The organism is Xanthomonas sacchari, assembly GCF_024266585.1.
Taxonomy (GTDB): Bacteria; Pseudomonadota; Gammaproteobacteria; order Xanthomonadales; family Xanthomonadaceae; genus Xanthomonas_A; species Xanthomonas_A sacchari_C.
In genome coordinates, this window is record NZ_CP100647.1 from 3386030 (window position 1) to 3409416 (window position 23387).

At 68.2% G+C, this 23387-nt stretch carries 14 protein-coding genes; 3 read left to right on the forward strand and 11 right to left on the reverse strand.

Translation table 11 applies throughout. From position 1 onward, the window contains the following. Positions 1-244 precede the first annotated feature (244 nt). Positions 245-1285: an NmrA family NAD(P)-binding protein gene (locus NKJ47_RS14120; RefSeq protein ID WP_254458487.1), complete on the forward strand. Its 1041-nt coding sequence runs from the start codon at positions 245-247 to the stop codon at positions 1283-1285. Here NKJ47_RS14120 and NKJ47_RS14125 read toward each other — a convergent pair. From NKJ47_RS14125 to rsmD, 4 genes are all read right to left on the reverse strand, one after another. Continuing rightward, positions 1282-1779, reverse strand: a complete 498-nt coding sequence (locus NKJ47_RS14125) for an AAA family ATPase (protein WP_254458488.1) — start codon at positions 1777-1779, stop codon at positions 1282-1284. The genes NKJ47_RS14120 and NKJ47_RS14125 overlap by 4 nt on opposite strands. Before the next feature lie 130 nt (positions 1780-1909). Next, positions 1910-2404: a hypothetical protein gene (locus NKJ47_RS14130; protein WP_254458489.1), complete on the reverse strand. Its 495-nt coding sequence runs from the start codon at positions 2402-2404 to the stop codon at positions 1910-1912. 40 nt (positions 2405-2444) lie between these two features. Continuing rightward, positions 2445-2951, reverse strand: a complete 507-nt coding sequence (gene coaD, locus NKJ47_RS14135; protein ID WP_254458490.1) for a pantetheine-phosphate adenylyltransferase — start codon at positions 2949-2951, stop codon at positions 2445-2447. After that, positions 2948-3640, reverse strand: coding sequence for a 16S rRNA (guanine(966)-N(2))-methyltransferase RsmD (rsmD, locus tag NKJ47_RS14140; protein WP_429002431.1), 693 nt, complete (start codon positions 3638-3640; stop codon positions 2948-2950). The genes coaD and rsmD overlap by 4 nt, the downstream gene beginning before the upstream one ends. Positions 3641-3766: 126 nt before the next feature. Here rsmD and htpG point away from each other — a divergent pair, with 126 nt between their 5' ends. Further along, positions 3767-5671, forward strand: coding sequence for a molecular chaperone HtpG (gene htpG / locus NKJ47_RS14145; protein ID WP_254458492.1), 1905 nt, complete (start codon positions 3767-3769; stop codon positions 5669-5671). Positions 5672-6122: 451 nt separating this feature from the next. Here the strand turns inward: htpG and NKJ47_RS14150 are convergent, their stop codons facing one another. Further along, positions 6123-6413, reverse strand: a complete 291-nt coding sequence (locus NKJ47_RS14150; protein WP_254458493.1) for a hypothetical protein — start codon at positions 6411-6413, stop codon at positions 6123-6125. Between the two features lie 367 nt (positions 6414-6780). Between NKJ47_RS14150 and NKJ47_RS14155 the strand changes: the two genes are divergently transcribed. Continuing rightward, a complete protein-coding gene (locus NKJ47_RS14155) occupies positions 6781-7803 on the forward strand; it encodes an Ldh family oxidoreductase (RefSeq protein WP_254458494.1) in 1023 nt (340 codons plus the stop codon). Positions 7804-7872: 69 nt separating this feature from the next. Here NKJ47_RS14155 and NKJ47_RS14160 read toward each other — a convergent pair whose 3' ends face one another. The 6 genes from NKJ47_RS14160 to NKJ47_RS14185 all read right to left on the reverse strand — a co-directional run bounded on the left by NKJ47_RS14160 (position 7873) and on the right by NKJ47_RS14185 (position 23360). Beyond that, positions 7873-8796 carry an IS110 family transposase gene (locus NKJ47_RS14160; RefSeq protein WP_254458495.1) on the reverse strand — a complete coding sequence of 308 codons (924 nt, stop codon included), beginning with the start codon at positions 8794-8796 and terminating at the stop codon, positions 7873-7875. A gap of 502 nt (positions 8797-9298) precedes the next feature. Then, positions 9299-12175, reverse strand: coding sequence for a TonB-dependent receptor (locus tag NKJ47_RS14165; protein ID WP_254458496.1), 2877 nt, complete (start codon positions 12173-12175; stop codon positions 9299-9301). Between the two features lie 504 nt (positions 12176-12679). Beyond that, positions 12680-15094, reverse strand: coding sequence for a beta-L-arabinofuranosidase domain-containing protein (locus NKJ47_RS14170; protein ID WP_254458497.1), 2415 nt, complete (start codon positions 15092-15094; stop codon positions 12680-12682). Positions 15095-15490: 396 nt separating this feature from the next. Beyond that, complete coding sequence (locus tag NKJ47_RS14175) at positions 15491-17335, reverse strand: Svx/AvrXca family virulence/avirulence protein (RefSeq protein ID WP_429002432.1); 1845 nt, start codon at positions 17333-17335, stop codon at positions 15491-15493. 254 nt (positions 17336-17589) lie between these two features. Beyond that, a complete protein-coding gene (locus tag NKJ47_RS14180) occupies positions 17590-19185 on the reverse strand; it encodes a family 43 glycosylhydrolase (protein WP_254458498.1) in 1596 nt (531 codons plus the stop codon). Further along, positions 19182-23360, reverse strand: a complete 4179-nt coding sequence (locus NKJ47_RS14185; RefSeq protein WP_254461434.1) for an Ig-like domain-containing protein — start codon at positions 23358-23360, stop codon at positions 19182-19184. Before NKJ47_RS14185 ends, NKJ47_RS14180 begins: the two co-directional genes overlap by 4 nt. Positions 23361-23387 lie beyond the last annotated feature (27 nt).

Sequence of the window (23387 nt, forward strand, 5' to 3'; positions counted from 1 at the left end):
CCGGGCAGTTTACCGGATCGGGGCGGGACGGCCCCGCGAAGGCGCCGCCACAGTACGGAACGCTGTATTGCCGCCGCGCCGGACCGGCGAAGCGAACGGCCCGTGGCGATTGACGCCGGTGCCGGCCAGGCCTAGAGTCGCCGCGTCGAAAATGGCTGGCCTGGTCTCGGTAGGCCCAGGCCCTTCTCCGCGCTGGCGGAGAGGCTCTGTTCGCGCCGTGCCGCGCGATTCCCCGACAGTCCCCGTGTCCATCGTCCCGGGGTCTGTCCGTGGGCCGCCTTCGACCGGGCTTGCTGCGGCGGATCCCTCCAGCAGGAGCCAACGCATGTCCCCGATTCCCCTTTCCGGTCCCCTCCTCGTCTATCTCGGCAACGGCGTGCAGGGCGCCGCCGTGGTCCGCGCCGCACGCCGGCACGGCCTGGCCGTCCGCGCCCTGGTTCGCGAAGGCGCGGCCACCGCGGCGCTGCAGGCACTGGGCGCGGAGGTGGTCGCAGCCGACCTGGACGATCCCGCCGCCATGCTCGCGGCCAGCCGCGGCGTCGCCCACGCGGTGCTGCAGTTGCCCGCCGGCCCCGGCGAGACGACGCTGGCGCGGGCCAGACATGCACTGGCCGCCGCGCGCGCGGCGCGGCTGACCTCATTCGTGCTGAAGCTGAGCAGCGCGCCGCTGCCGGCGCCGTGTCCGGAACCCAGTCTGCGCACCAACGCCGACCTCGCGGCGCTGGCGCGCGGCGCCGGCCTGCCCTGCGCGATCCTGTGGCCGACGCTGTACCTGGACAACCTGCTGAAGCCCTCGGCGCGTACTGAGATCGTGGCACACGGTGTTTTCGCACCGCCGATCGCCGCCGCGCAACGCATCGCCTGGACCTCGGCAGATGCCTGCGCCGAGGCTGCACTGGCACTGCTGCGGTACGGCACGGACGGCGGCTGCTACCGGATCGCCGGCACCGAGAGCCTGACCGGCCCGGAACTGGTGCAGCGGCTCACGGCCGGGCTCGGCCGCCCGGTGTGCTATCGCGCGCAGCCGCTGGATGTGTTCGAGCGCGAGGTGGATGCGGCGCTGGGCGCCGGCCATGGACGCGTGGTGGCATCGAAGTTCCGCTTCTTCGCCGAGTTCCCGCAGCAGGCCGATGCGCTGCTCGCCGCGCCGCTGCAGGCACAGCCTGGACTGGAGACGTTCCGACCCGGGTCGATCGACGCCTGGATCGCCGCGCATCGGCAGGCCTTGCTGGCGCCATCCTCCGCATGGAGCGGTCCGGCAACCGACTGGTCAAACAGCGGCTAACCCAACGGCGGCGGCAACGGCGCGCGACTGTGGCGGATCAGCAGGGTCTTGCCGCGGAACGGCGCGAGCTTGGCCAGCAGCAGCGCGCGCTCCTCGCGGTGGTAGTCGCGGCTCCAGGCCAGCATCCGCGGCAGCCGCGCCAGGGTCGGCCGATAGGCGGCGGCCTCCAGGCCCAGCCACTGCCGGCCGAGGCGCAGCACGATCTGCAGGGTGGTGCGCCAGGGTGCCGCGTCGATCACCACGATGTGGTCGGCGCGCGCGAGCGCCGCGTCGGCCCATTTGAACTGCACGCCTTCGACGATCCAGCGCTCGCCGTCGACGATGCGCTGCAGCAGCGGCCGCTTGTCCTCGAGGGGCCGACGGACGTCGCCCTCGGCGCTGCGGACCCAGTGCAGATCGTCCAGAGCATGGCAGGCAATGCCGTGACGGCGGCCCAGCCGGCGCGCCAGGGTGGTCTTGCCGGCGCCGGTGGGGCCGGTGATGAAGATCCGCATCGCCTGTGCCCTGCCCGAAAGTGCGCAACCACGCGACGGCAGGCAGCGCGTCCGCGCGACGTGACCGCCCGTTGCGGGCGGCGCGGAATCGCCGGACCGGCGCGCATCGGCGCGACGGTCCGCGCGGGGCTTACTTGGCTTCGACGAAGATGTAGTCGGCGCCGGTCGGCTTGACCACGGCTTCGACGCGGGCGTTGTCGGCCGGGGCGCCGATGTAGACCACGCGCACGCCCTTCATGGTGTTCGGCTCGACCTTGGCGAACGCGGCGGCGATCAGGTCGGCCATCTTGGCCGAGGCCGAGGAGCCGAACGCCAGCATGTTGCCCGGCTGGATGCCGCGGCCGATAGCGGTGGTGGCGCTCTCGACCTGGCGCTCGTACTTGGCCTGGAAATCGGCATCCGATTCCGGCGGCAGGTAGTAGAGGAACGGGCTGTTGGTGACGTTGCCCATGTTCTGGATCGCCACCTCCTGCAGGTACTTCTTCCAGCCGGCGTCGTCGTCCTTGGCCGGGGCGGTCAGCGCGGGCTGCGCATCGGCGACCGGCTTGGCGGCCTCTTCCTTCTTGCAGGCGGTGAAGCCCAGGGCCAGCGAAGCGATCAGCAACGCGCGTGCGGTGGTGTTCATGGAACGGCTCCCTCTGTGTCGTCAGTGAATGGTGGGCGGCTCAACGCTGCGCGGCGGCCTGGCGGGCCCGGACCAGCGCCTGCACCACCGACGGCGGCACGAAGCCGGACACGTCCCCGCCCAGGCGCGCGATCTCGCGCACCAACGAGGACGAAATGAAGCTGTGTTGCTCGGCCGGGGTGAGGAACAGCGTCTCCACCTCCGGGATCAGATGCCGGTTCATGCTCGCCATCTGGAACTCGTATTCGAAATCGGACACCGCGCGCAGGCCGCGCAGCAGCACGCCGCCGCCGACCGAGCGCACGAAATGCGCCAGCAGCGTGTCGAAGCCCAGGACCTCCACGTTGCGGTGCCCGGCCAGCGCCTCGCGGGCCAGCGACACGCGCAGTTCCAGCGGCAGGGTCGGCCCCTTGGACGGGCTCTGCGCCACGCCGACGATCACCTGCTCGAACAGCGGCGCGGCACGGTTGACCAGATCGATATGGCCGTTGGTGATCGGATCGAAGGTGCCGGGATAGACGGCGATGCGGCTATGGGCCACGGTCATGCGTCGGGTACCGCGTGAAGGTCGCCGGGAAGTGTAGCAGCGGTGCGCCGGTACAGGGCAGCGCGCACCTCGCGGCTGCCGCCCTCGCGGTACAGCGCCCAGGGCGCCGGTACCGCCGGCGCCTGCCCGGCCGGCGACTCCAGGTACAACCAGGCCGTGGCCGCCAGCCGCGCCGGCAGGCGCTGCAGCACCGCGTCCCACAGCCCCGCGGCGAACGGCGGGTCGACGAAGGCGATGTCGGCCGCGGCATCGGCCGGCGCCTCGGCCAGCCAGCGCAGCGCATCGCCCTGCACCACCTGCACCTGGTCCTGCGCCTGCAGCCGCGCGACCGTGGCGCGCAGTTGCGCCGCCTGGCCGGGATCGCGCTCGACCAGCACCGCGCCGGCCGCGCCACGCGACACCGCCTCCAGGCCCAGCGCGCCGCTGCCGGCGAACAGGTCCAGCACGCGCGCCCCGGGCAGCACCGGCTGCAGCCAGTTAAACAGGGTCTCGCGGACCCGGTCGGAGGTCGGGCGCAGCCCGGCCAGCTCCGGCACCGGCAGCCGCGTGTTGCGCCAACGCCCGCCGATGATCCGCACCTGGCCGCCGCCGGGACGGCTCATCGGCGGCCTCGCGGGGGCCGGGACAGGCGGGACGGGGAACGCAGGGACGGCATGGGCGGCGGGCGGCGGAAACGGGGTCCGGATCATAGACCAGCCCGCTGACCAGCGTATGCGCGGCGCGGCGCTTGAAGCCGGCCGCGGCCGCCACCATGTCGGCCGGCAGAGCCGCGCCCTCCTCCGCGCGGCCGCCCATCCTTCATGGAGCACCTACCGATGAGCGTGGAAACCCAAAAAGAAACCCTGGGCTTTCAGACCGAGGTCAAGCAGCTGCTGCAGCTGATGATCCATTCGCTGTATTCCAACAAGGAGATCTTCCTGCGCGAGCTGATCTCCAACGCCTCCGACGCCGCCGACAAGCTGCGCTTCGAGGCGCTGGTCAAGCCGGAGCTGCTGGACGGCAACGCGCAACTGCGCATCCGCATCGGCTTCGACAAGGAGGCCGGCACCGTCACCATCGACGACAACGGCATCGGCATGAGCCGCGAAGAGATCGTCGCGCACCTGGGCACCATCGCCAAGTCCGGCACCTCCGACTTCCTCAAGCACCTGTCCGGCGACCAGAAGAAGGACTCGCACCTGATCGGCCAGTTCGGCGTGGGCTTCTACAGCGCCTTCATCGTTGCCGACCAGGTCGACGTGTACAGCCGCCGCGCCGGCCTGCCGGCCAGCGAAGGCGTGCACTGGTCCTCGCGCGGCGAAGGCGAGTTCGAGGTCGCCACGATCGAGAAGGCCGAGCGCGGCACCCGCATCGTGCTGCACCTGAAGGACGACGAGAAGGACTTCGCCGACGGCTGGAAGCTGCGCGGCATCGTGCGCAAGTACTCCGACCACATCGCCCTGCCTATCGAACTGCCCAAGGAGCACTACGGCGAGGACAAGGACAAGCCGGAAACCCTCGAGTGGGAAACGGTCAACCGCGCCAGCGCGCTGTGGACGCGCCCGCGCAACGAGATCAAGGACGAGGAATACCAGGAGCTGTACAAGCACATCGCCCACGACCACGAGAACCCGGTGGCGTGGAGCCACAACAAGGTCGAGGGCAAGCTGGAGTACACCTCGCTGCTGTACGTGCCCGGCCGCGCGCCGTTCGACCTGTACCAGCGCGACGCCTCGCGCGGGCTCAAGCTGTACGTGCAGCGCGTCTTCATCATGGACCAGGCCGAGCAGTTCCTGCCGCTGTACCTGCGCTTCATCAAGGGCATCGTCGATTCCAGCGACCTGCCGCTGAACGTCTCGCGCGAGATCCTGCAGTCCGGCCCGGTGATCGACTCGATGAAGTCGGCGCTGACCAAGCGCGCCCTGGACATGCTGGAGAAGCTGGCCAAGGACGATGCCGAGCGCTACCAGGGCGTGTGGAAGAACTTCGGCCAGGTGCTGAAGGAAGGCCCGGCCGAGGACTTCGGCAACCGCGAGAAGATCGCCGGCCTGCTGCGTTTCGCCTCCACCCATGGCAGCGACGGCACGCAAAACGTGTCGCTGGCCGACTACGTGGCGCGGATGCAGGACGGCCAGGACAAGCTGTACTACCTGACCGGCGAGAGCTACGCGCAGATCAAGGACAGCCCGCACCTGGAGGTGTTCCGCAAGAAGGGCATCGAAGTGCTGCTGCTCACCGACCGCATCGACGAGTGGCTGATGAGCTACCTCACCGAGTTCGACGGCAAGTCCTTCGTCGACGTGGCGCGCGGCGACCTGGACCTGGGCAAGCTCGACAGCGAAGAAGAGAAGCAAGCCAAGGAAGAAGCCGCCAAGGCCAAGCAGGGCCTGGTCGAGCGCATCCAGAACGTGCTCAAGGACGACGTGGCCGAAGTGCGCGTCTCGCACCGCCTGACCGACTCGCCGGCGATCCTCGCCATCGGCCAAGGCGACCTGGGCCTGCAGATGCGGCAGATCCTGGAAGCCAGCGGCCAGAAGCTGCCGGAGAGCAAGCCGGTGTTCGAGTTCAACCCGGCGCACCCGCTGATCGAGAAGCTGGACTCGGAAGCCGATGGGGAGCGCTTCGGTGATCTGGCTCGGGTGCTGTTCGATCAGGCTGCGTTGGCGGCTGGGGATAGCCTCAAGGACCCGGCAGCGTATGTGCGGCGGCTCAATAAGCTGTTGTTGGAGTTGTCGGTATAGGCCTGAGACGTGTGATCACGAAAGAACGAAGCCGGCATCTGCCGGCTTTGTTTTTTACACAGCCCACTCCGATTGCCCGAAGCCGAACAAACTTTGCGAGATTCTGGTGCCGTATTGAGATTATTGGCTCAAGGCAGAATACGGCGTAGGCACCAATTCGAGCCGGTCGGCGTGGTCACGGACGCGCCCCTTGGCACCACCAGAAAACACGCGCCCGATGGGACAAGGCGACTCTGGCGTGCGGCGCGACACGTATGCGTCGCCACACTATCTAATGCCTGTCTTACCCGACATCGCCTGCCACTTCCTCACGCTGACCAGCTTGCTACTTATCGCAAAAAATATGATAGATAGCAGCCACTAATGGAATTTAAGCCAACGACACATTAAATAAACCACCTTGACTTCAAAAGCCCATCAAAGCATGCACAGAAAACATTCCACCTTAAATTCACTTAAGCTGCATATCAACTCTATTTATTGACTTCAACAAGATGCCGCAAATCAGCAGGAGACAAACACCACCAACAGCCATAGCATTCATCAAAAAAAGATCAAACCAACTCAAAAACACCAAATGGCCGTGTTGATTATATTCGTAGATCTTGCCAACCGAATAATCCGCAACCCGAGGACTCTTCGAAATGAGCACGCGAGTAATGTAAGGCTCGCCAAGAAAAATCATGGCCGCCCCAGTAAGAAAACTCGGCATTACGAAAAGCCTGGCAACTTTAGTCTTCATTGATCACCGAACCATAAATTGCGCGCCAGCATGCATTGAAGCTTCCGCGCTACCCGGTCAAACGAAAATCCTCTGCAAGACCTATGATGACCTTGTCGAATTATCGAATCAGCTCAGGGATGGCTGTCAAGGAAATTCTAGGCGCCCGATGAACAGCCTCTCGCTTACTCGAAACCTTGGACGTCGTTAGTCTATCAACTGCACAATCCTTAGCGATCAGTCATTACGTTGACTCCGACGTGGTGCAGAGCATGCAAGATATCTGCGCGGCATGCGGGTAAAGCCTCCAGGTGACCTGACGCTCCCAGTCTTCTCCCGAAGCGCCTTGCAGGCGAGAATCCGCCTTATTTCCTGGCCGCCTTCTTCGATGAACAGCAACCCCACCATCACGCTGTCCCTGGACCAGGCCACCACCCTGGTCGACCGCATCCTGTCCCACGCCGGCTTCAGCCCAGCGCATGTGCACGCCCTCACCCACACAATCGTGGCCGGCGAGCGCGACGGCTGTGCCTCGCACGGGCTGTACCGGACGCTCGGCTGCGTGGCGACGCTGCGCAACGGCAAGGTGATGGGCGATGCGGAGCCTGTCGTGCACGACCATGCGCCCGGCATCGTCCGGGTCGATGCGCGCGGCGGGTTCTCGCTGCTGGCGTTCGAACGCGGGTTGCCGCTGTTGATCGAGAAGACGCGCGGCAATGGCCTGGCGGCGCTGGCGATCAATCATTGCGTGCATTTCTCCGCGCTATGGCCAGAGATGGAACGGCTCACCGAGGCCGGCTTAGTCGCGCTGATCTGCAACCCCAGCCATGCCTGGGTCACGCCGGCCGGCGGTCGTACGCCGCTGCTGGGCACCAATCCGCTGGCGTTCGGCTGGCCGCGCGTGGATGCGCCGCCGTTCGTGTTCGATTTCGCCACCAGCGCGGTGGCGCGCGGCGAGATCGAGCTGCGCCGCCGCGCCGGCCAGGCGATTCCCGAAGGCTGGGGCGTGGACGCGGCGGGCGCGCCGACCACCGATCCGGCCGCGGTCGCCGACGGCGGCGCGATGCTGACCTTCGGTGGACACAAGGGCTCGGCGCTGTCGGCGATGATCGAGCTGATCGCCGGCCCCTTGATCGGCGATCTCACCAGCGCCGAATCGTTGGCGCACGACGCCGGCGCCGGCGCGGCGCCCTACCACGGCGAGCTGATCCTGGCACTGGATCCGGCACGCTTCCTCGGCGCCGACCGGGCCACGCACCTGGCCCGAGCGGAAGCCTTTTTTGCGGCCTACGAGGCCACCGGGGCGCGCTTGCCGTCGCAACGCCGCTACCAGGCGCGGGCACGCAGCCGCAGCGAAGGCGTGCGGATTCCGCAGGCCCTGCACCAGGATCTGCTGGCGCTGCTCGATTGAGGGGGATCTCCAACAACGCGCTTTGCCACGGCTCGGCGGGATACGTGGTTGTCGTGTAGGAGTCAACTGTCATGCCCCAGCGATAACCGGAGGGGCGTACGGTGCCTGATCGCGCGCGATGGCATTGAGCCAGCGCAGGAACTTGTGCATGCAGGCGACGATGGCGACCTTGGCCGGCTTGCCGGCCGCGCGCAAGCGCGCGTAGGTGTTGGCCAAGGGGGATTTGGCGCGGATGCTGGCCCAGGTGGCCATGTACAGCACGCCTCGCACGTCGGCACGGCCGCCTTTGATGCGACGTTGGCCTTTCCAGCAGCCGCTGTCGTGATTGAACGGGGCCAGCCCGACCAGGGCGGCGAGCTTGCGTGGCGGCAGCGTGCCCAGCTCTGGCAACCGCGCGGCCAGGACCGCGCGCAGGATCGTGCCGAGCCCAGGCACCTTGGGCAAGCTCGAGCAGGTCTTGCCCTGCTGCTCGATCTCCTGCGTCAATGTCTGGATCTGCTGGTTCAGCAGGGCGACCACCTCTCGGCAGCGGCGTTGCACCTTGGCGCTGGTGATGTGCTCCAGGCGCCGCCGATGGGCATCGCGCTGGCCCACCAGGGTGGCGCGTAGGTCCAGCAGTTCGCGCAGGGACTGAAGATGCTCGGGCACCACGGTCGTGGGCGTGGCCGGGATGTGCTGGGCGGCGATGGCCAGCAGGCGCGCGTCCAGGGCGTCGGTCTTGGCCTGCAGGCCCAAGGCTTGGGCTAGCTTGCGCGGACGATCGGCGGCCATCCGCACTGCCGGCAGGTCCGCCTCTCGGAGTACCTGCAGCACGGCATGTTCGTAGCCGCCACTGGCTTCCAGCACGATCCGCTCGCAGCCCAGCGCCGCCAGGCGTTGGGCCAGCGCACGCTGCCCCTGTGGCGTATTGGGTTGGGTCCAGGCCTGCTCGTCCGGCAGGACATGAATGACCAGTTCGGCCTTGGATACATCGATCCCGACATAGCGCCGCATAGACGTTCTCCGCAGTAGACTCAGGAACGAGAGCACTCCTGCCGATGCCCATGCTTGTGGAGTTCGAGCTCGCGACTCGGGCAACTGTTCGGGCTGATGAGGCAGGAGATACGGGGTGCGGCGGCGCTGACTCCTACTCGTGCTTGCTGGCACTGCGGCTAAACGGCCTGCCGCACTCCGCTCTCACCTATAACGATAGACCCTCATTTGACACAAGCGGCTTCAGCCGCAACTAGGCATGCCGGTAACGCCCGTCGCGGCTGAAGCCGCTCCTACACGCGTGGGCTTCCGTCATTAGACGCTTTCTTGAAGCTGCGCGACGCGATCGAGTAATGCGCCATGCCGGATGTTAGACCGCGCAGGCATGGCGCCCGCGCGATCCGCACGCCGTGCCGGCCATCACCGCCGGCGCGCAATCGCGCCACTCGGGCGTCCCGCGGCGGCCCCCCCCCCCCCCCGCCACGGCACCGGCACTCCGCTCACCGCGCCAACAGGCTCCGCCTCAGAACTTCACCGTCGCCCGCGCCCAGTAGTAGCGGCCGAGCAGATCGTAGGTGGCCACGTCGGTGTTGGCGTTGGTGACGTTGTTGGCGTAGTACAGCGGCGGCTGCCGGTCGGCCAGGTTGTCCACACCCACTTCGAAGCGCGTGTTCCACGGCTTGACCTGATAGCCCACCTGCACGCTGTGGTAGACGTAGGCGCCGATGTCGCGGACCACGGCGGGCTGGTCGGCGTCGGCCGACAGGCTCTGCCGCGTATCGGCGCTGCCGATCTCGGTACGGCCGATGTAACGGACGCGCCACGACGCGCTCCAGTCGCCCAGGTTCCAGTTCAGCGTGCCCAGCGCGCGCCAGCGCGGGAAGTTGCCGTAGGCGTAGGTGTACTTGCCGGCATTGTGGATGGTGACAGTGCTGGGGTCGGTGGTGTCGGGGTTGATGTCGTAGCGGATCACATAGGTGCCGTTGAGGCCGGCGCTGAAGCTGCCCCAGGCGGTGTCCGGCAGCCGGTAGTTGAGGCTGAAGTCGGCGCCGCTGGCCCACAGCTTGCCCAGGTTCACGGTGGGCTCGGCGATGTAGTTGATGGTGCCATTGTCGTTGCGGTGGATCAGCGCGCAGAACGCGCTGGCGTCGTTGGCGTAGCACTGGTTGAGCACGGTCTGCGCCGAGACCTGGGTGATGGTGTCCTTGAGGTTGATCCTCCACAGGTCCGCGCTCATCGACAGGCCCTCGACCCAACCCGGGTCGTAGACCACGCCGAAGTCGTAGGACATGCCGGTCTCCGGCTTGAGCTGGTAGCCGGCCACCGCCGCACCGGAGGCCTTGGCGCCGACCTGGTTGTCGGCCTGCTGGTAGCTGCCGTCGGTGGGCACGTTGGTGCAGGCCGCGGCATGACCGCCGGTATAGCCGTTGCACGGGTCGGTGACCGACGGCGAGTCGCCGGCCACGCCGGCATACAGCTCGCTGATGTTGGGCGCGCGGAACACCTGCGAGGCGGTGCCGCGCAGCAGCAGGTTCTCGATCGGGCGGTACTCCAGCGAAACCTTGCTGTTGGTCTTGCTGCCGACGGTGTCGTAGTCGGAGAAGCGGCTGCCGACGGTCAGGTTGAGCGAATGCACGCCGGGCAGGCCGGCCAGCAGCGGGAACAGCGCTTCGGCATAGGCTTCCTTGACGCTGAAGCTGCCGCCGAGCACGGAGGCGCAGAACTCGAGCACCCCGCACATGCCGTTCTCGTCGCCGGTCCACAGCGGATCGGCGGCGGTGCTGGTGCTTTCCTTGCGATAGGAGACACCCACGGCCAGGCTCGCGGTGCCGGCGGGCAGTGCGAACAGTTCGCCGTTGGCGTTGGCCTCGAACTGCTTGACCGTATAGACGTTGGTGACGATCGGGTTGACCACCAGCGCTTCCAGCGCGGCCTTGTTGCTGGCGGCGTTGAGGTTGAACACGTCGATCGGGGTGCAGCCGGCGATCACCGCGCCGGCGCTGCCGCACTTGACCGTGCCGTCGGCGGCCAGGAAAGACGGCCCCACAGCGGCATTGAAACCGGCGTAGTCGAGGAAACCGTAGTTGATCGACTTCTGCTTGACCTTGCCGTAGTTGAGGCTGGCATCCCATTGCCAGGAACTGTCGCCGAAGCTGCCGCGCAGGCCCGGATTGATCTGGAAATTGTAGGTGTTGTACTCGTAGCGGCGGTTGCCCAGCACCGTGGCGCGCGTATTGAAGTTGTTGTACGAGGTGCCGGTGCTGCGATCGGTACCGAAGTTGACCCCGAACGGGTTGTAGTAGCTGGCCGAGGAGACCAGGAAGTTGTCGCCGTTGGCGAAGATCGGGATCGGCGCAATGATCGAGGACGAGGTGGTCTTGCTGAAGTAGCTGTTGACGTAGCCTTCCAGGTGATCGTTGAAACGATAGCTGCCGAGCACGAAGGCGTTGGTGCGCTCCTGCGGGGTCTGCAGCAGGTTGTACGGCTGGTAGTTGTAGGAATCGGTCGAGGCGACGTAGCAGTGGTACTGGCTGGCGTTGGTCGGGCTGCTGCTGCCGCCGTTGAAGGTGACCCGCGAACAGCCGTTGCTCGCCGCCAGCGCCTTGGCCGCGGCCGAGCCGTCGTTGAAGCTGATGCTGCCGGTCGGCGTGGCCGAAGAGCCCTGCTTCACCCCGACGCCGTCGATCAGCGACAGCGCATCCTTGGAGTAGGCCCGCGCGCCGGCCGAGACCGGATCGATGTCGTGGTAGGACAGGCCGGCGACGATGCTGCCGCGCTCGCCGGTCTTGCCGGCGGTCAGCGAGAAATTGCGGCGGTTGCCGTCGCTGCGCGAGCTGGTGCCGAAATCGGCGCTGGCCTCGATGCCGTCGAAGCCCTTGCGCAGGATGAAATTGACCACGCCGCCGATGGCGTCCGAACCGTACACCGCCGAGGCGCCGTCGCTGAGCACCTCCACCCGCTCGATCATGGTCGCCGGGATCGCGTTGACATCGTTGCTGGCCAGGCGCGTGCCGTTGACCAGGACCAGGGTGCGCTTCTCGCCGAGGCCGCGCAGCGAGATCACCGAGGCGCCGGTGCCGCCGCCGTTGTTGGTGTTGGGGTTGGTGGCGTTGCCGGCGATCGATGGCAACTCCTGCACCAGATCGCCGAGCGTGGCCTTGCCGGTGGCCTCGATCTGCGCGCGGCTGATGGTCACGACCGGGTTGGCGGTCTCGGTGTCGACGCGGCGCAGGCGCGAACCGGTGACCACGACGCTGTCCAGGGTCTGGGTGGCGCTGTCGGCACTGGCCTCCTGCGCCTGTGCCGCTCCCGCGCTGCCCAGCGCCAAGGCGGTGGCGACCGCCAGCGCCAGCGGCGTCGCGGCATGGCGGAAACGAGGGCGTGACGGCGAAGACGACATGAGCGGACTCCTGGAGGGTGGGAAGACGGGACAGTGGACAAACGCAGGCCGAACGACGCCGTGCCGGCGCCATGCCGACGGACGGACCTGCTGACGGTGGCGCCTGCGCGGCGCCTGCGGTGGCGTGCCTGCGCCGGACCATGACGGTCTGGCGCACCGCGGGGAAGCCGATGTCCTGCGCGCACGGCTGGTGCGCGGCTCCCCCGCTACTGCGATGACGTCCGATGACGACGGCGGCGCTCCGGTGGCGCGCGCCGGCGCCACGGCCGGTACGACGATGCGATCAGATTTTCATCACACGGTCACACTGTGACGTGGATACGCGGCCGCGTCTTGTCGCGATTCGCGGTTTCGCGTGCGGAATCATGCATGGTCGTGCGCGGCTCGGCGCCGGCACGCGGCAACCATGCCGCGGCATGGCGCTGTGTCGCGCAGACACGACCACGACAGGCACACGCTGCCATCGGCCGCGCGCGGCGATGCCGACGGTGCACGCAAGCCGCGTCACGCCGGGATCAGCCAGCCGCCGAACAGCGGGCCGGCGGTGTCGCCGTGCTGCGGTTCGATGCGCAAGGTCAGCATCTGCGCATCGCGGGTCAGCGCCGGCGGCAGCGGATAGTCGCGGTCGACGAAATCGATCACCTGGCCGCGTTCCACCGCCACCTCCACCGCCAATTGCCCGTTGACCAGGATGTTGAAGCGCCCCTTGTCGCTGCCCCAGAAGCGCAGGCGCAAGGCCAGCGGCTGCGTGCTGCCGCGCATGCGGAACTCGACGAAGCCCTTGCCGCGCACGTCGCGGCACTGCTGGCGGCGGTAGGCGCCGCCGAAGGAGGTGTCGCTGCGCAACTGGTGGGCCTGCTCGGATGCGTCGTCGCCGAACTGGATCATGTCCACCGCCGTGGCGCGCAAGCTGTCCTGCTCGGCCTGACGGCGCGCCCGCCGCTGCGCTTCCTGTTCCCATTGGGCAGGGTCCAGGCGCTTGAAGTACAGCGCACTGCGGCGTTCGTACTGGGCGTAGAACGGCACGAAGGTCAGGCCCGGCGGCTGCGTGGTGCTGGCCAGGAAATGGCCCGGCTGCGGCAACTCGGCAAAGCCACGCAGCGGATCGGCGGCGGCCACCAGCGCCGGGTCGGGCGCGTCGTAGGGCATACTCACCGGCCCCAGGTCGGCGGCCAGCGCCAGCGGCCCACGCATCACCACCACCGTGTCCGCATCGCCGGCGGCCTGCTCCAGCCGCAGCGGCGTGGCCAGCTCCAGGTCGACCACGTCGCCATCGCGCCAGTCGCGTTCCAGCGCCAGGTAGCCGTCGGCCAGCGCCGCACGTGCGGATTTGCCGTTCACGCGTAACGTGTAGCGCCCCTGGCTCCAGGCCGGCACCCGCAACAGCAGCCGGCGCGGCGTACGCGCGCCGGCACGCAGCACCTGCAGGCGCACCTTGCCGTTGTCGGGCACGCCGCTGTCCAGTTCCAGCGCCAGGTCGCGCTCGGGCCAGTCCAGGCGCGAAGGGATATAGAGATTCACGTACAGCGACGTGGCGTCATGCCAGTAGATCGCATCGCCGAACTGCGCATGCGCTTCCATGCCGCTGCCGACGCAGCACCAGAACGAATCGAACTTGTCGGAGAAGCCGCGTTCGCCGCCGCTGATCATCGGCGTCATGTAGGTGAACATGCCGGTGGCCGGATGCTGCGCAGCCATGGTGTGGTTGTGCAGGGTCCGCTCGTAGTAATCGAAGTAGCGCGCCTGCGGCGTCCACTGGTACAGGTGCCGGGTCAGCTTGAGCATGTTGTAGCTGTTGCAATGCTCGCAGGTCTGCTCGGTCAGGAACGCGGCGATGGTGTCCGGTTCCTGGAAGTACTCACGGTCGGCATTGCCGCCGATCACGTAGCTGTAGTGCGCGGTCACCGTCTCCCAGAAGAAGCGCGCCGCCGCGGCCGCGTCGGCATCGCCGGCGACCTCGAACTGGCGGGCCTCGCCGATGAACTTGGGCACCTGGGTGTTGGCGTGGATGTGCGGCAAGGCATCGCGCCCGGCCGCGGCCGGGTCGATCACCTTCTCGTGGCGCAGGCGCTTGCCGATGGCGATCCAGCGCGCATCGCCGGTGCGCGCGCCCAGCTCGATGTAGGACTCGTTGAGACCGCCGAACTCGGTGTCGAGCAGGGTCTGCATCTGCGCGTGGTCGAGCGCGTCGAACACGCCGGCGGTGTACGTGGCCAGCGGCAACAGCACCGCCAGCGCCTGGGTGCTGCCGGCCAACGCATGCGCGTCGAGCAGGCCGGCGAACAGCTTGTGCTGGGTGTACAGCGGCGACCAACTGCCATTGAGGTTGAACTTGCTGCCCTTGATGATGCCGCGGCGCACGTCCTCCAGCACCGCCTTGCCGCCCTCGATCTCGCCCTTGTCGTTCTTGCGGGTGAAGCCGCCGACGTAGCCGTCCGGATCCTGCGCCTGCGCGCGCGCCAGTTCGGCGACGATGTAGTCGATGCGCTCGCGCAGCACGGGGTCGCGGGTCTGCGCGTGCATCTTCGCCAGTGCGCTGAGGTAATGGCCCAGCGTGTGGCCGGCGATGGTGTCGCCCTCCCAGCCGCCATACACCGCGCCCTTCGGCGGCAGGCCCGCGTACTGCAGGAAGTTGTGCAGCAGGCGGTCCGGCTCCAGTTCCAGCAGATAGCGGCGGTTGGTCTGCAGCGAATCCAGGAACAGCGACGGCTTCAGCGTGACCTGCTGCAACGGCAGCGCCTGCACCCGCCCGGGCATGGACGCGGCGGCGTCCAGCGGGAACCGCAGCATCCCGGCCGCCACCGCCAGCGCGCTCCATTGCAGGAAGCGACGCCGCGACGGATCCAGCGCAACGCCGGCCGCGCCGTCGACGGCATGCGCACACGCAGCGCCGTGCCGATGCGTGCCCTGCCCGCTCATCGCCGGCCTCCCGCGTGCGACGCGGCCTGCGGGAAAGAAACGCATCGAGGCATGAGCTGCTCCTGTATGGGGTGGCGGGACACCGACGCTGCAGGGCACCTGACCGGCGGATCCGTTGTCACTGTGTCATCCGGGTGACAACGCGTCTTGTCCCCCCTGCTGCGTGCAGATGCGGATTTTTGCCGAATCGCCGCGCCGACCCGCCACCGGCGATGGGACGTCGCGACCCAGCGCGCAGCAGGCGACCAGCCCATGCGCCCATTGCAAACGAACGTGCCAGCACGCCGCGCCCTTCCAGGTCAGCATCCCTGCGCGACAGGTTGCGTCACGCCAGCATCGGGAAAACTGCGGCGGTGCCGCAACCGCGACACCGCCGGCATTGCAGTCCTCAGTCGATCAACGCGGCGTTGCCGTGACCTCCGGCACCGCGTCGGTCAGGTCGGCGCCATAGTCGGGATTGGTTACCGTCTCCGCATCCACGTAGCCGTAAAACACGCCCTTGCTGGCCGAAGCGCCACGCTGCTCGACATCGCCACGCAACTGCGCGGAACTGGACAGGGAGAACCCGCCGAACGCTCCCGAGGCCTTGAACACCGTGTGCAACTGAGCACGATCGGCGATCGTCACGCCGTCCTGCAGCAGGCTCAACCCGCCGACCACGGCGTCATCGCGCACTTCTCCTCCCAGGATCGTCGCGTGGTCCTCGATCCGAGCATCGCCGAGCACCTTCCCCGCCAGCACTTGCGCGTTCGGACCGACATAGGCCGTGGATGCGACATAGGCGTTCTGGGCGACCCAGCCACCGCCATTGGGGTGACGGCTGCCGACGCGGGTCGGGGTCGGCGCATCCGGCTGCAAACCGGACGGATAGGCATTTTCGAGCGCGATGCGCCATGGATAGCGGTAGATCGAATAGTAGGACTGATCCCACTTGATCTTCTGCATCTTGCTCGGCGTCCCCATGACCACCAGGTACAGACCGGTGTCGCTGTCGCTGACCTGGAACGAGAGCGACGCCTCTGCGCCCTGCTGCAAGGCGCTGTAGCGAGGCTTGCCGTTCGCATCGACCGCGACCAGCCCCCAGCGCCAATCCGAGTCCGGAGTACCGATGGTCTCCGGATCGTTCGCCAGCCCAGGCAACGTGTCCACCGCCGAGGCCTGCTGCACATTGCCGTGGAATCGCACCACGACCGTATCGGCGCCTTGCGCGGGCACCAGCCGGACCAGGTTGTACCCCCACCGTTGCGGCGCCCAGTCGAATGGCACCTGGTAGCTGCCCGCCTGCCCCTGGACCGGGTCCAAGCGGGTCAGGCGCAGTGCGCGGTCGCCATTGTCCGCGTCGGACGGGCGCTCCGGATCAAAAGCGGTATTGCTGCCATAGCCCTGGCGCATCAAGGCACCATGATCGCGCCCATCCGGGTCGGTGTAGTCCCAGGTCACGTTGTGCATGGCCCATTGGCCCAGCACATCGTTGAGCTGCGACTGGCTCCAGCCCATGTTGTCGCGGATGATCGAGAACGGGTCGGCATCGGCCTGGCGGGAATCGCCGGGCTTGGGCGCCTTGGCCCACAGATCGTTGATGATCGCGTAACCGAAGCGATCCTTGAGGTACTCCATGAACTGCCAGTTGCAGTAGCGGTCGCGGGTCGAGCCAAGGTAAAGATGCGGGTAGTTCACCAGCATTTCCGAACAGCCCAGATTGTCGTGCAGATACTGGTGCGCCATCCATTCGGCGTGCGATTCCCAGATCCAGCCGACGTACGGCGAGTCACGCAACCCGTCCGTACTCCCCTGCAACGCATGGGTCAATTCGTGCGCCAGGCCCCAGTGGTACTCCAATTGATTCGGATTGATCCACATGCCCATGCCGCCACTGTCGGCGACGCCACCGTTCAGGCCGAAGCTGTCATCCAGAAAGACGCTGACCTTGTACTTTTTCTGCGAACTGCAGTAAGGCTCAGGAAAACCGATGCGGCCGAGATACGTGTTCCATATCTGTTCCAGTTCCTTGCCTGCCGAGGCGACACGATCCTGCGCAACATCCAATCCGTCCTTCCAGCGGAAGGCGAAGTGTTCGGTTTCGTAGCGGACGGCCGGCATGTCCGTGTCGTCGGGATTGGCGGTCCATTGGCCGGCAGTACAGGCGGCCGCCGCCTGCACACGCGGCGACGCCAGGGCCAGGACGAACGCAAGACATACCACGGAGGCCAGGCGGAAAAATCCAGCAGCGGTCGTTTCCACGATTCTAAATTCCTCTTGTCCGGTGAAGTTAGAAGTTGGATTCGCGGACCGAATCCAGTGCGGCAACAGCGAATTTACCTTGCAGCGATCTTGATGCGATCAGCACCTCCTCTCACGATGTTTGGAAACCCGAACCCCCGTCACAAGCGCGCGTCCTGGCCGTTTCCGGCCAGGACGCGCGCGAATGCCGTCATGCCGAGCGTGCCGTCGTCGACGAAGACGAAACACCGGCGCGCTCGGCAGGCGCACGTCCATCAACGCGCATCGCAGCGCTGCGCATCGGCGGCGCTGGGCAGCGGCAGGCGCTGCGCGTGCGGCGCCAGCATCTCCCACTCCTGCACCGCCAACGCGGCGTAACGGCCATCGCCGCCGGCAGCATCGAGCACTGCGCGCACACAGCGCGTGGTCACCGGCTCGAAGCGCAACGTCTGCCAACGGCCGGCCGCCGGCGTGCGCCCGCTCTGCGCCAGCGGCCACCAGCGCCCATCGCGGCGGTATTCCAGCCGCCAGCGCACTGGCGGCGCCACGCCGCTGTCCGCACCTGGCGGATGGTCGGCCCAGAACAGGATGCGGCTGCGCTGCAGCGTCACCGGTTGCGCCCAGCTGTACTGCAGCCACTGCTGCGGCGGATTGTGTGGCGTCCAACTGCCCCACAGCTGCGGCGGCAAGGGATTGCGCTTGACCCGGCCGTCGTTGAGCGCGGCGATCCAGTACTGGTGCGGGATGTCCGGCCCGTTGGACGCGCTGGCCTGCGCGTAGCGGGCGAGGTTGCGTTGCGCCGGCAGCGGCGGTTGCGGCCGTCGCGTGGGCACCACCGGCACGATCCGCGCCGGCTGCCGGCTGTCGTCCCACTGCAATCGGTCGATCGCCACGCTGCGGCGGAAATGCCCGCCGCCCTTGGCATCGGCGGTGTGGTAGACCAGATACCACTGGCCCTCGAATTGCACGATGCCCGAATGCGAAGTCGTCGAGGACACCGGCGGCAGGATCACCCCGCGGTAGGTCCACGGCCCCAGCGGCGAGGGCGCGCTGCCGTAGGCGATGCAGGCGTGGTACAGCGTCGGCGTGCAGTCGGAGGCAGGCCCGGCACGGTTGCCGGCATAGGCCATGTAGTAGGTGCCGTTGCGCTTGAACAGCCAGGGCGCCTCGAAGTAGCCGTCCAGCGTGGTCACCGCCACCGCGGGGCCCTTCGGCGTGACCATGTCGCGTTCCAGCTCGATGCCGAACAGCTTGCCGAAGGTACCCCAGTACAGGTACACGCGGCCGTCGTCGTCGACCAGCACGGTCGGGTCGATGTTCTGGATGGCGTTGGGCGCCGGCCGCGATTGCGACAGGATCGGCCCCTGCGGATGCGCGTCGCGCCATGGCCCCAGCGGGCTGTCGGCCACCGCCACACCGATCGCGAACGGATCGGCGTTGCGCGAGTGCGCTTCCTGCACCGGCGCATACAGGTAGTAGCGCCGGTCCGGGCCCTGCACGATCTGCGCGCCGTAGGCATGTCCGGGCGCGGCCCAGGCGAACACCTGCTGCGGGCGCAGCAGCGCCGGATAGTAGGTCCAGCGGCCGCTGCCGACGTCGTCGGTGACCAGCAGTTGCCAGCGGTCCATGACGAAGTCGTTGACCTCCGGCGACGCTTCGTCGCGGCCGGCGATGATATAGAGCTTGCCGTCGGCGACCAGCGGCGCCGGGTCGGCCGCATAGTCGCGGCCGTCGGCCAGGATCGGATTGCCTGGCGCCTGCACCTGACGCGACCACGGCACTGCCAGCGCCGCGGCCGCGGCCAGACCGATGCAAGCGGCGCACGCCAGCAACAGGCAGGCGACCATGCTGCGCACGAGAGGGCGGCTCATGGCACCTCCGCCTCGATCACCAACTCCAGCCGCACCGGCAGTTCGCCGCTGCCCTCGCGCCCCTGCGCCTGCCCGACCAGGCTCAGGCGTCCGGCCGTCGCATAGGCGGCCAGCGCCAGCGGCGGCCAGCGCACCGGCACGCGCTCGCGCGAGCCGTCGTTGTACTGCACGGCAACCAGTTCCGGCAGCGTCGGCGCCTGCCCTACAGGCACGTGCAACGGCGGCGGCGCCTGCACCGTGGTGAGCTGGCCAGGTGCGGTCGCGCGGACCCAGACGCTGGCCGTCACCGGCACGCCGCCGTCGGCCAGGCCCTGCACCTGCACGCGGCCCTCGCCGGCCAGCGTCGCCGGATCCGGTGGCGACCAGCGCACGCTCAGCCAGCCCCAACTGCCGTCGGCGAAGTAGCCGGCGATGTGCGCCGGCAGCGCCGGCACTTGCCCGGGCGCGATGCGTACGTCCACCGCTTCGGTGGCTACCGCACGCTCGGCGAACACCTGCCATTCGTCCAGGCCGACCGCGTAACGGCCCTCGCCCTGCGCCGCGGTCTGCAACACCGCACGCAAGGCCGTGGTGACCACCGGCGCGAACGTCACCCGGCTTGGCGCGCCATCGCCCTGCACCGGATAGCCGCCGCGTACCGCGATGTCGCGCCACTGCGTGCCGTCGAGGTACTGCAGCGTCCACGCGCGCGGCAGCGCCACCCCGCCCTGTGGCTGGTCGTCCCAGAAGTACAGCGCCGCCGCGTTCAACCGCTGCGGTTGCGGCCACCGGTACTGCACCCACACCGAGGCGGGCTGCGCACGTCCCCAACTGCCCCAGCGGCGGTCGGCGGCCGGCACCTGGTCCGGTGCCGGCAGCAGCCCATCGTTGAGCGCCTGCAGCCGGTGGTGGCCGGCGGTGAACTGTGCACTCGGCGTGGCCTCGCCCTGCACCTGCAGGGTCTGCCCGGCCGGCGTGGCCGCGGCGATCACCGCGACCGCGGCCTGGCCCTGCAGCGCGCCATCGTCGGCCTGCAATTGCAGGGTGTAGGCGCCGGGCGCGGTGAAGCGCACCTCGGTCGCTGCTGCCTGCGGCTGCTCGAACAGCGCGGCGCCGCCAGGCGGCGCCTGCAGCGTGCGCCAATGCAGCGCCAGCGTGCCGTTCGGCAACGCATCGTCGCCGACCCGGCCGACCAGGCGCATCACGCCGCCGGCAGCGCCGCCGTCCTGCTGCCAGGCCTCGACCCGCGGCGCCTGGTTGCCGTGCGCCACCGGTGCCGCGGCGCCGCTGGCATAGGCCTGGATCTCCTTGATGCCGGTACGCAGCGTGCCGGCATGGGTCACTTGCAGGCGCCAACGCTGCGCGCGCAGCGGCGGGAAGCGAATGCGGTTGCGGTTGCCCTGCGCGATCGGCGCATCGCGCACCTGCCCGGGCACGGTCTTCCATGCGCCGGCATCGAAATACTGCAGCACGTACATCCACGGCGGCGCGTAGCCGGCACGCGTGCCCGACGGGAAGCCGTGCTGTTCGCCCGGCGGCGAGGAACTGCGATAGAAGTACACGCGCACGTCGTCCAGGCTCTGCGGCCGGCCCAGATCCAGTTCCAGCCAGTCGCGGGTGTTGCCCGAACCGGCCGTGCCCCAGAACGGCTCATTGGCGGTGCTGCCGTCGACCGCGGCGGTGGCCGGAAATCCGTCGGCGGTATAGCTGGCGCTGACCGCCGCGCCCTGCGCCAGGTTGCGCGCACCCGGCGGCAGCGCGGTGTCGAGTCCGGCATCGGCCAGCACCTCGCCGATCCGCGCCGCGCCGGGAAAGCGCACCTGCTGCGGCGCCTGCAGCGCCAGCGGATGCGCGGCCAGCACGCGCAGCGGCGCCGTGCCGGCGTTGATCGCGTCCGGCAACGCCTGCACGCGGCCGCTGGCCGGGTCGTACAGCACGTGTGCCAGGCGATCGACGGTGAAGGCCAGGCGCCCGTCCAGGTACAGCGAATAGCCTTTCGGCGCGGCCCCGCGGTAATGGCGGCCGTCGCGGTCCCAGACGATGCTCAGGTCGCGGTCGCGGTAGCGCAGGCGGTCGGCGGCGAAATGGTCCCAGCCGATGTCGATCGGATACAACTCGATTTTGGCGTCGCTGCGCGGGCGCAAGCCCATCGCATCCTCGATCACGGTGAAGTTGGTGGCGCCGAGCTGGGTATGGTGGATCCACGAGCGGTAGCCGATGCGGCCGCCGTCGGCGGCGCTGCCCTGCGCCCAGAATTCGTTCTGGTCCGGGTAGCGGTTGTCGCCGTCGATGTAGTGCGCCCACGCGTTCCAGTACAGCAGCGTGCGATAACTGGACGCGTCCAGGTACGGACTCGGGTAATCACGCAACACGCTGCCGAGCAGGCGGAACGCCACGGTGGCGTTGATCACCGAGAAATTGTTGCTGCCGCCCTCCCCGCGCGCCTGCGCATCGGCTTGGTTGGCGGTGTAGAACGGGAACAGCGGGAACTGCCGGGCGTCGGCGAACAGGCGCAGCGCGCGCACGTACTTGGGATCGTCGTCGGCATCGCCGTGCTTGGGCATCAGGCCGACGCTGAAGGGGGAGTAGTTGTTGGTCTCCTTCCAGTCCACCGGCAGGCGCGGCCCATCGGCCTGGCGCTGCTTGAGCAGGTCGCCGTGCAGGCCCATGCCGTCGGCCTGCGCACTGCGGTCCTGCCACAGCACCTCGAGCACGGCGCAGCGGATCTTCGCCGCCAGCGCCTGCATGCTTACTGCGGTGGCAGCATCGCCAGCCACATGCGCAGCCTGTGCGGCGGCCAGCGCATTGGCGTACACGTACGCGCTCTCGCTGCGATCCATGCGTGGCGCGCCGTGGCGCTTGGCCCAATCGAAGGAGACCGCATCGGCGTCGTTGCCGGTCATCGCCGCCCAGTCGTACTCGATCAGGCCGTTGCCGTTGCGATCGTAGGCGCGCAGCAGCGCCTCCACGTCTTCGCTGGCGTAGCGCGCCAGTTGCCCTGCGATCGCCGGCGGCCCGCCATGCACCTGGTAGGCGCGCCAAGCGGCGGCACTGAGGTACTGGGCGTAGGAATTGGACCAGTTCTCCGGCGCGCCGGGATTGTCCACGTACTTGCCGCCGCCGGCGGTCTCGCCGGTACCGAGCCAGGAGCCGTACGCGTAGAGCGGATCGCGCAGGTACTTGAGGTCGTCGATGAACATGCCGGTGGTCAGCACGATGGCGTTGTCGTAGCCGAGCACGCCTTCGATCGCCACCGGGAACTGGTAGTCGTTGCCGGGAACCGCGGCATCGAGGAAATTGAAGCGCAGCAGCCACCAGCGATAGAACAGGGTCTTGTCGAGATTGTCCTCGGGCGTATCCAGGTACGGCAGGTTGTCGGCCCACCAGCGGTTGTAGGCGACGACATGGTCGCGGTAGGCCTGCTGCGGCGATTGCGCGGCGATGCGCCGGTATTCCTGCAGCGAGGCCGGCAGTTCGTGCGCGATCAGCCCCAGTTGCACCTTCAGCGTTGGCGCGGACCCGTGCGCCGGCACGACCACCTGCCGCGCGATGTTCGCGCCTTGCACCGCGAAGCCGTCGCCGGACAGGCGCGGGAACAGCGTGGTGATGGCGTTGTGGGTGACGAAGGCGCCGGTCAGCTCGGCGCCGTCGGGATGCGTGGCCATCGGCGAAACCGCGCGCATGGTCAGCGTGTGCGCGACGCTATCGGTACTGGACAGCGTGGCCTCGGCCACCGCCACGTTCTGCTCGCTGATGAACTTGACCAGTTGCAGGCGCACGCCGGCGCCGCTGTACACGCTGCTGAAGTAACTCGGCGTCTGCCGCCGCTGCGCGCTGTCCTCGACCAGTGGCACGGGCGCGCCGTCGCGTTCCACCTGCAAGCGGAACAGCGCGTCGTGGCCGGTCTTGTGCACGTAAGCCACGTCGCCGACGAAGCCGGGCTCCTCCGGCTTGTGCGTGTACAGGTAGGCGGCACGGCCGCGGGTGAACAGCCAGTTGTTGCTGTCGCCGAAACCGCCGCCGGTGCCCTGCCGCGCCAGCATGCGGTCGATCCAGAAATCGCGGCCGGGCGCACTGCCGGCGCCTGCCGCCAGGTCGGCGGCGAACACCCGCTGCAACTGGCCCTGCCGCTGCCCCGGCGCGAACGCCACGCCGCTGTCCGGCAGCGGGTGCGCATCGCCGCTGAAGCGCGGCATCCCGATCGCGGCGTTGCTGGCCTGCAG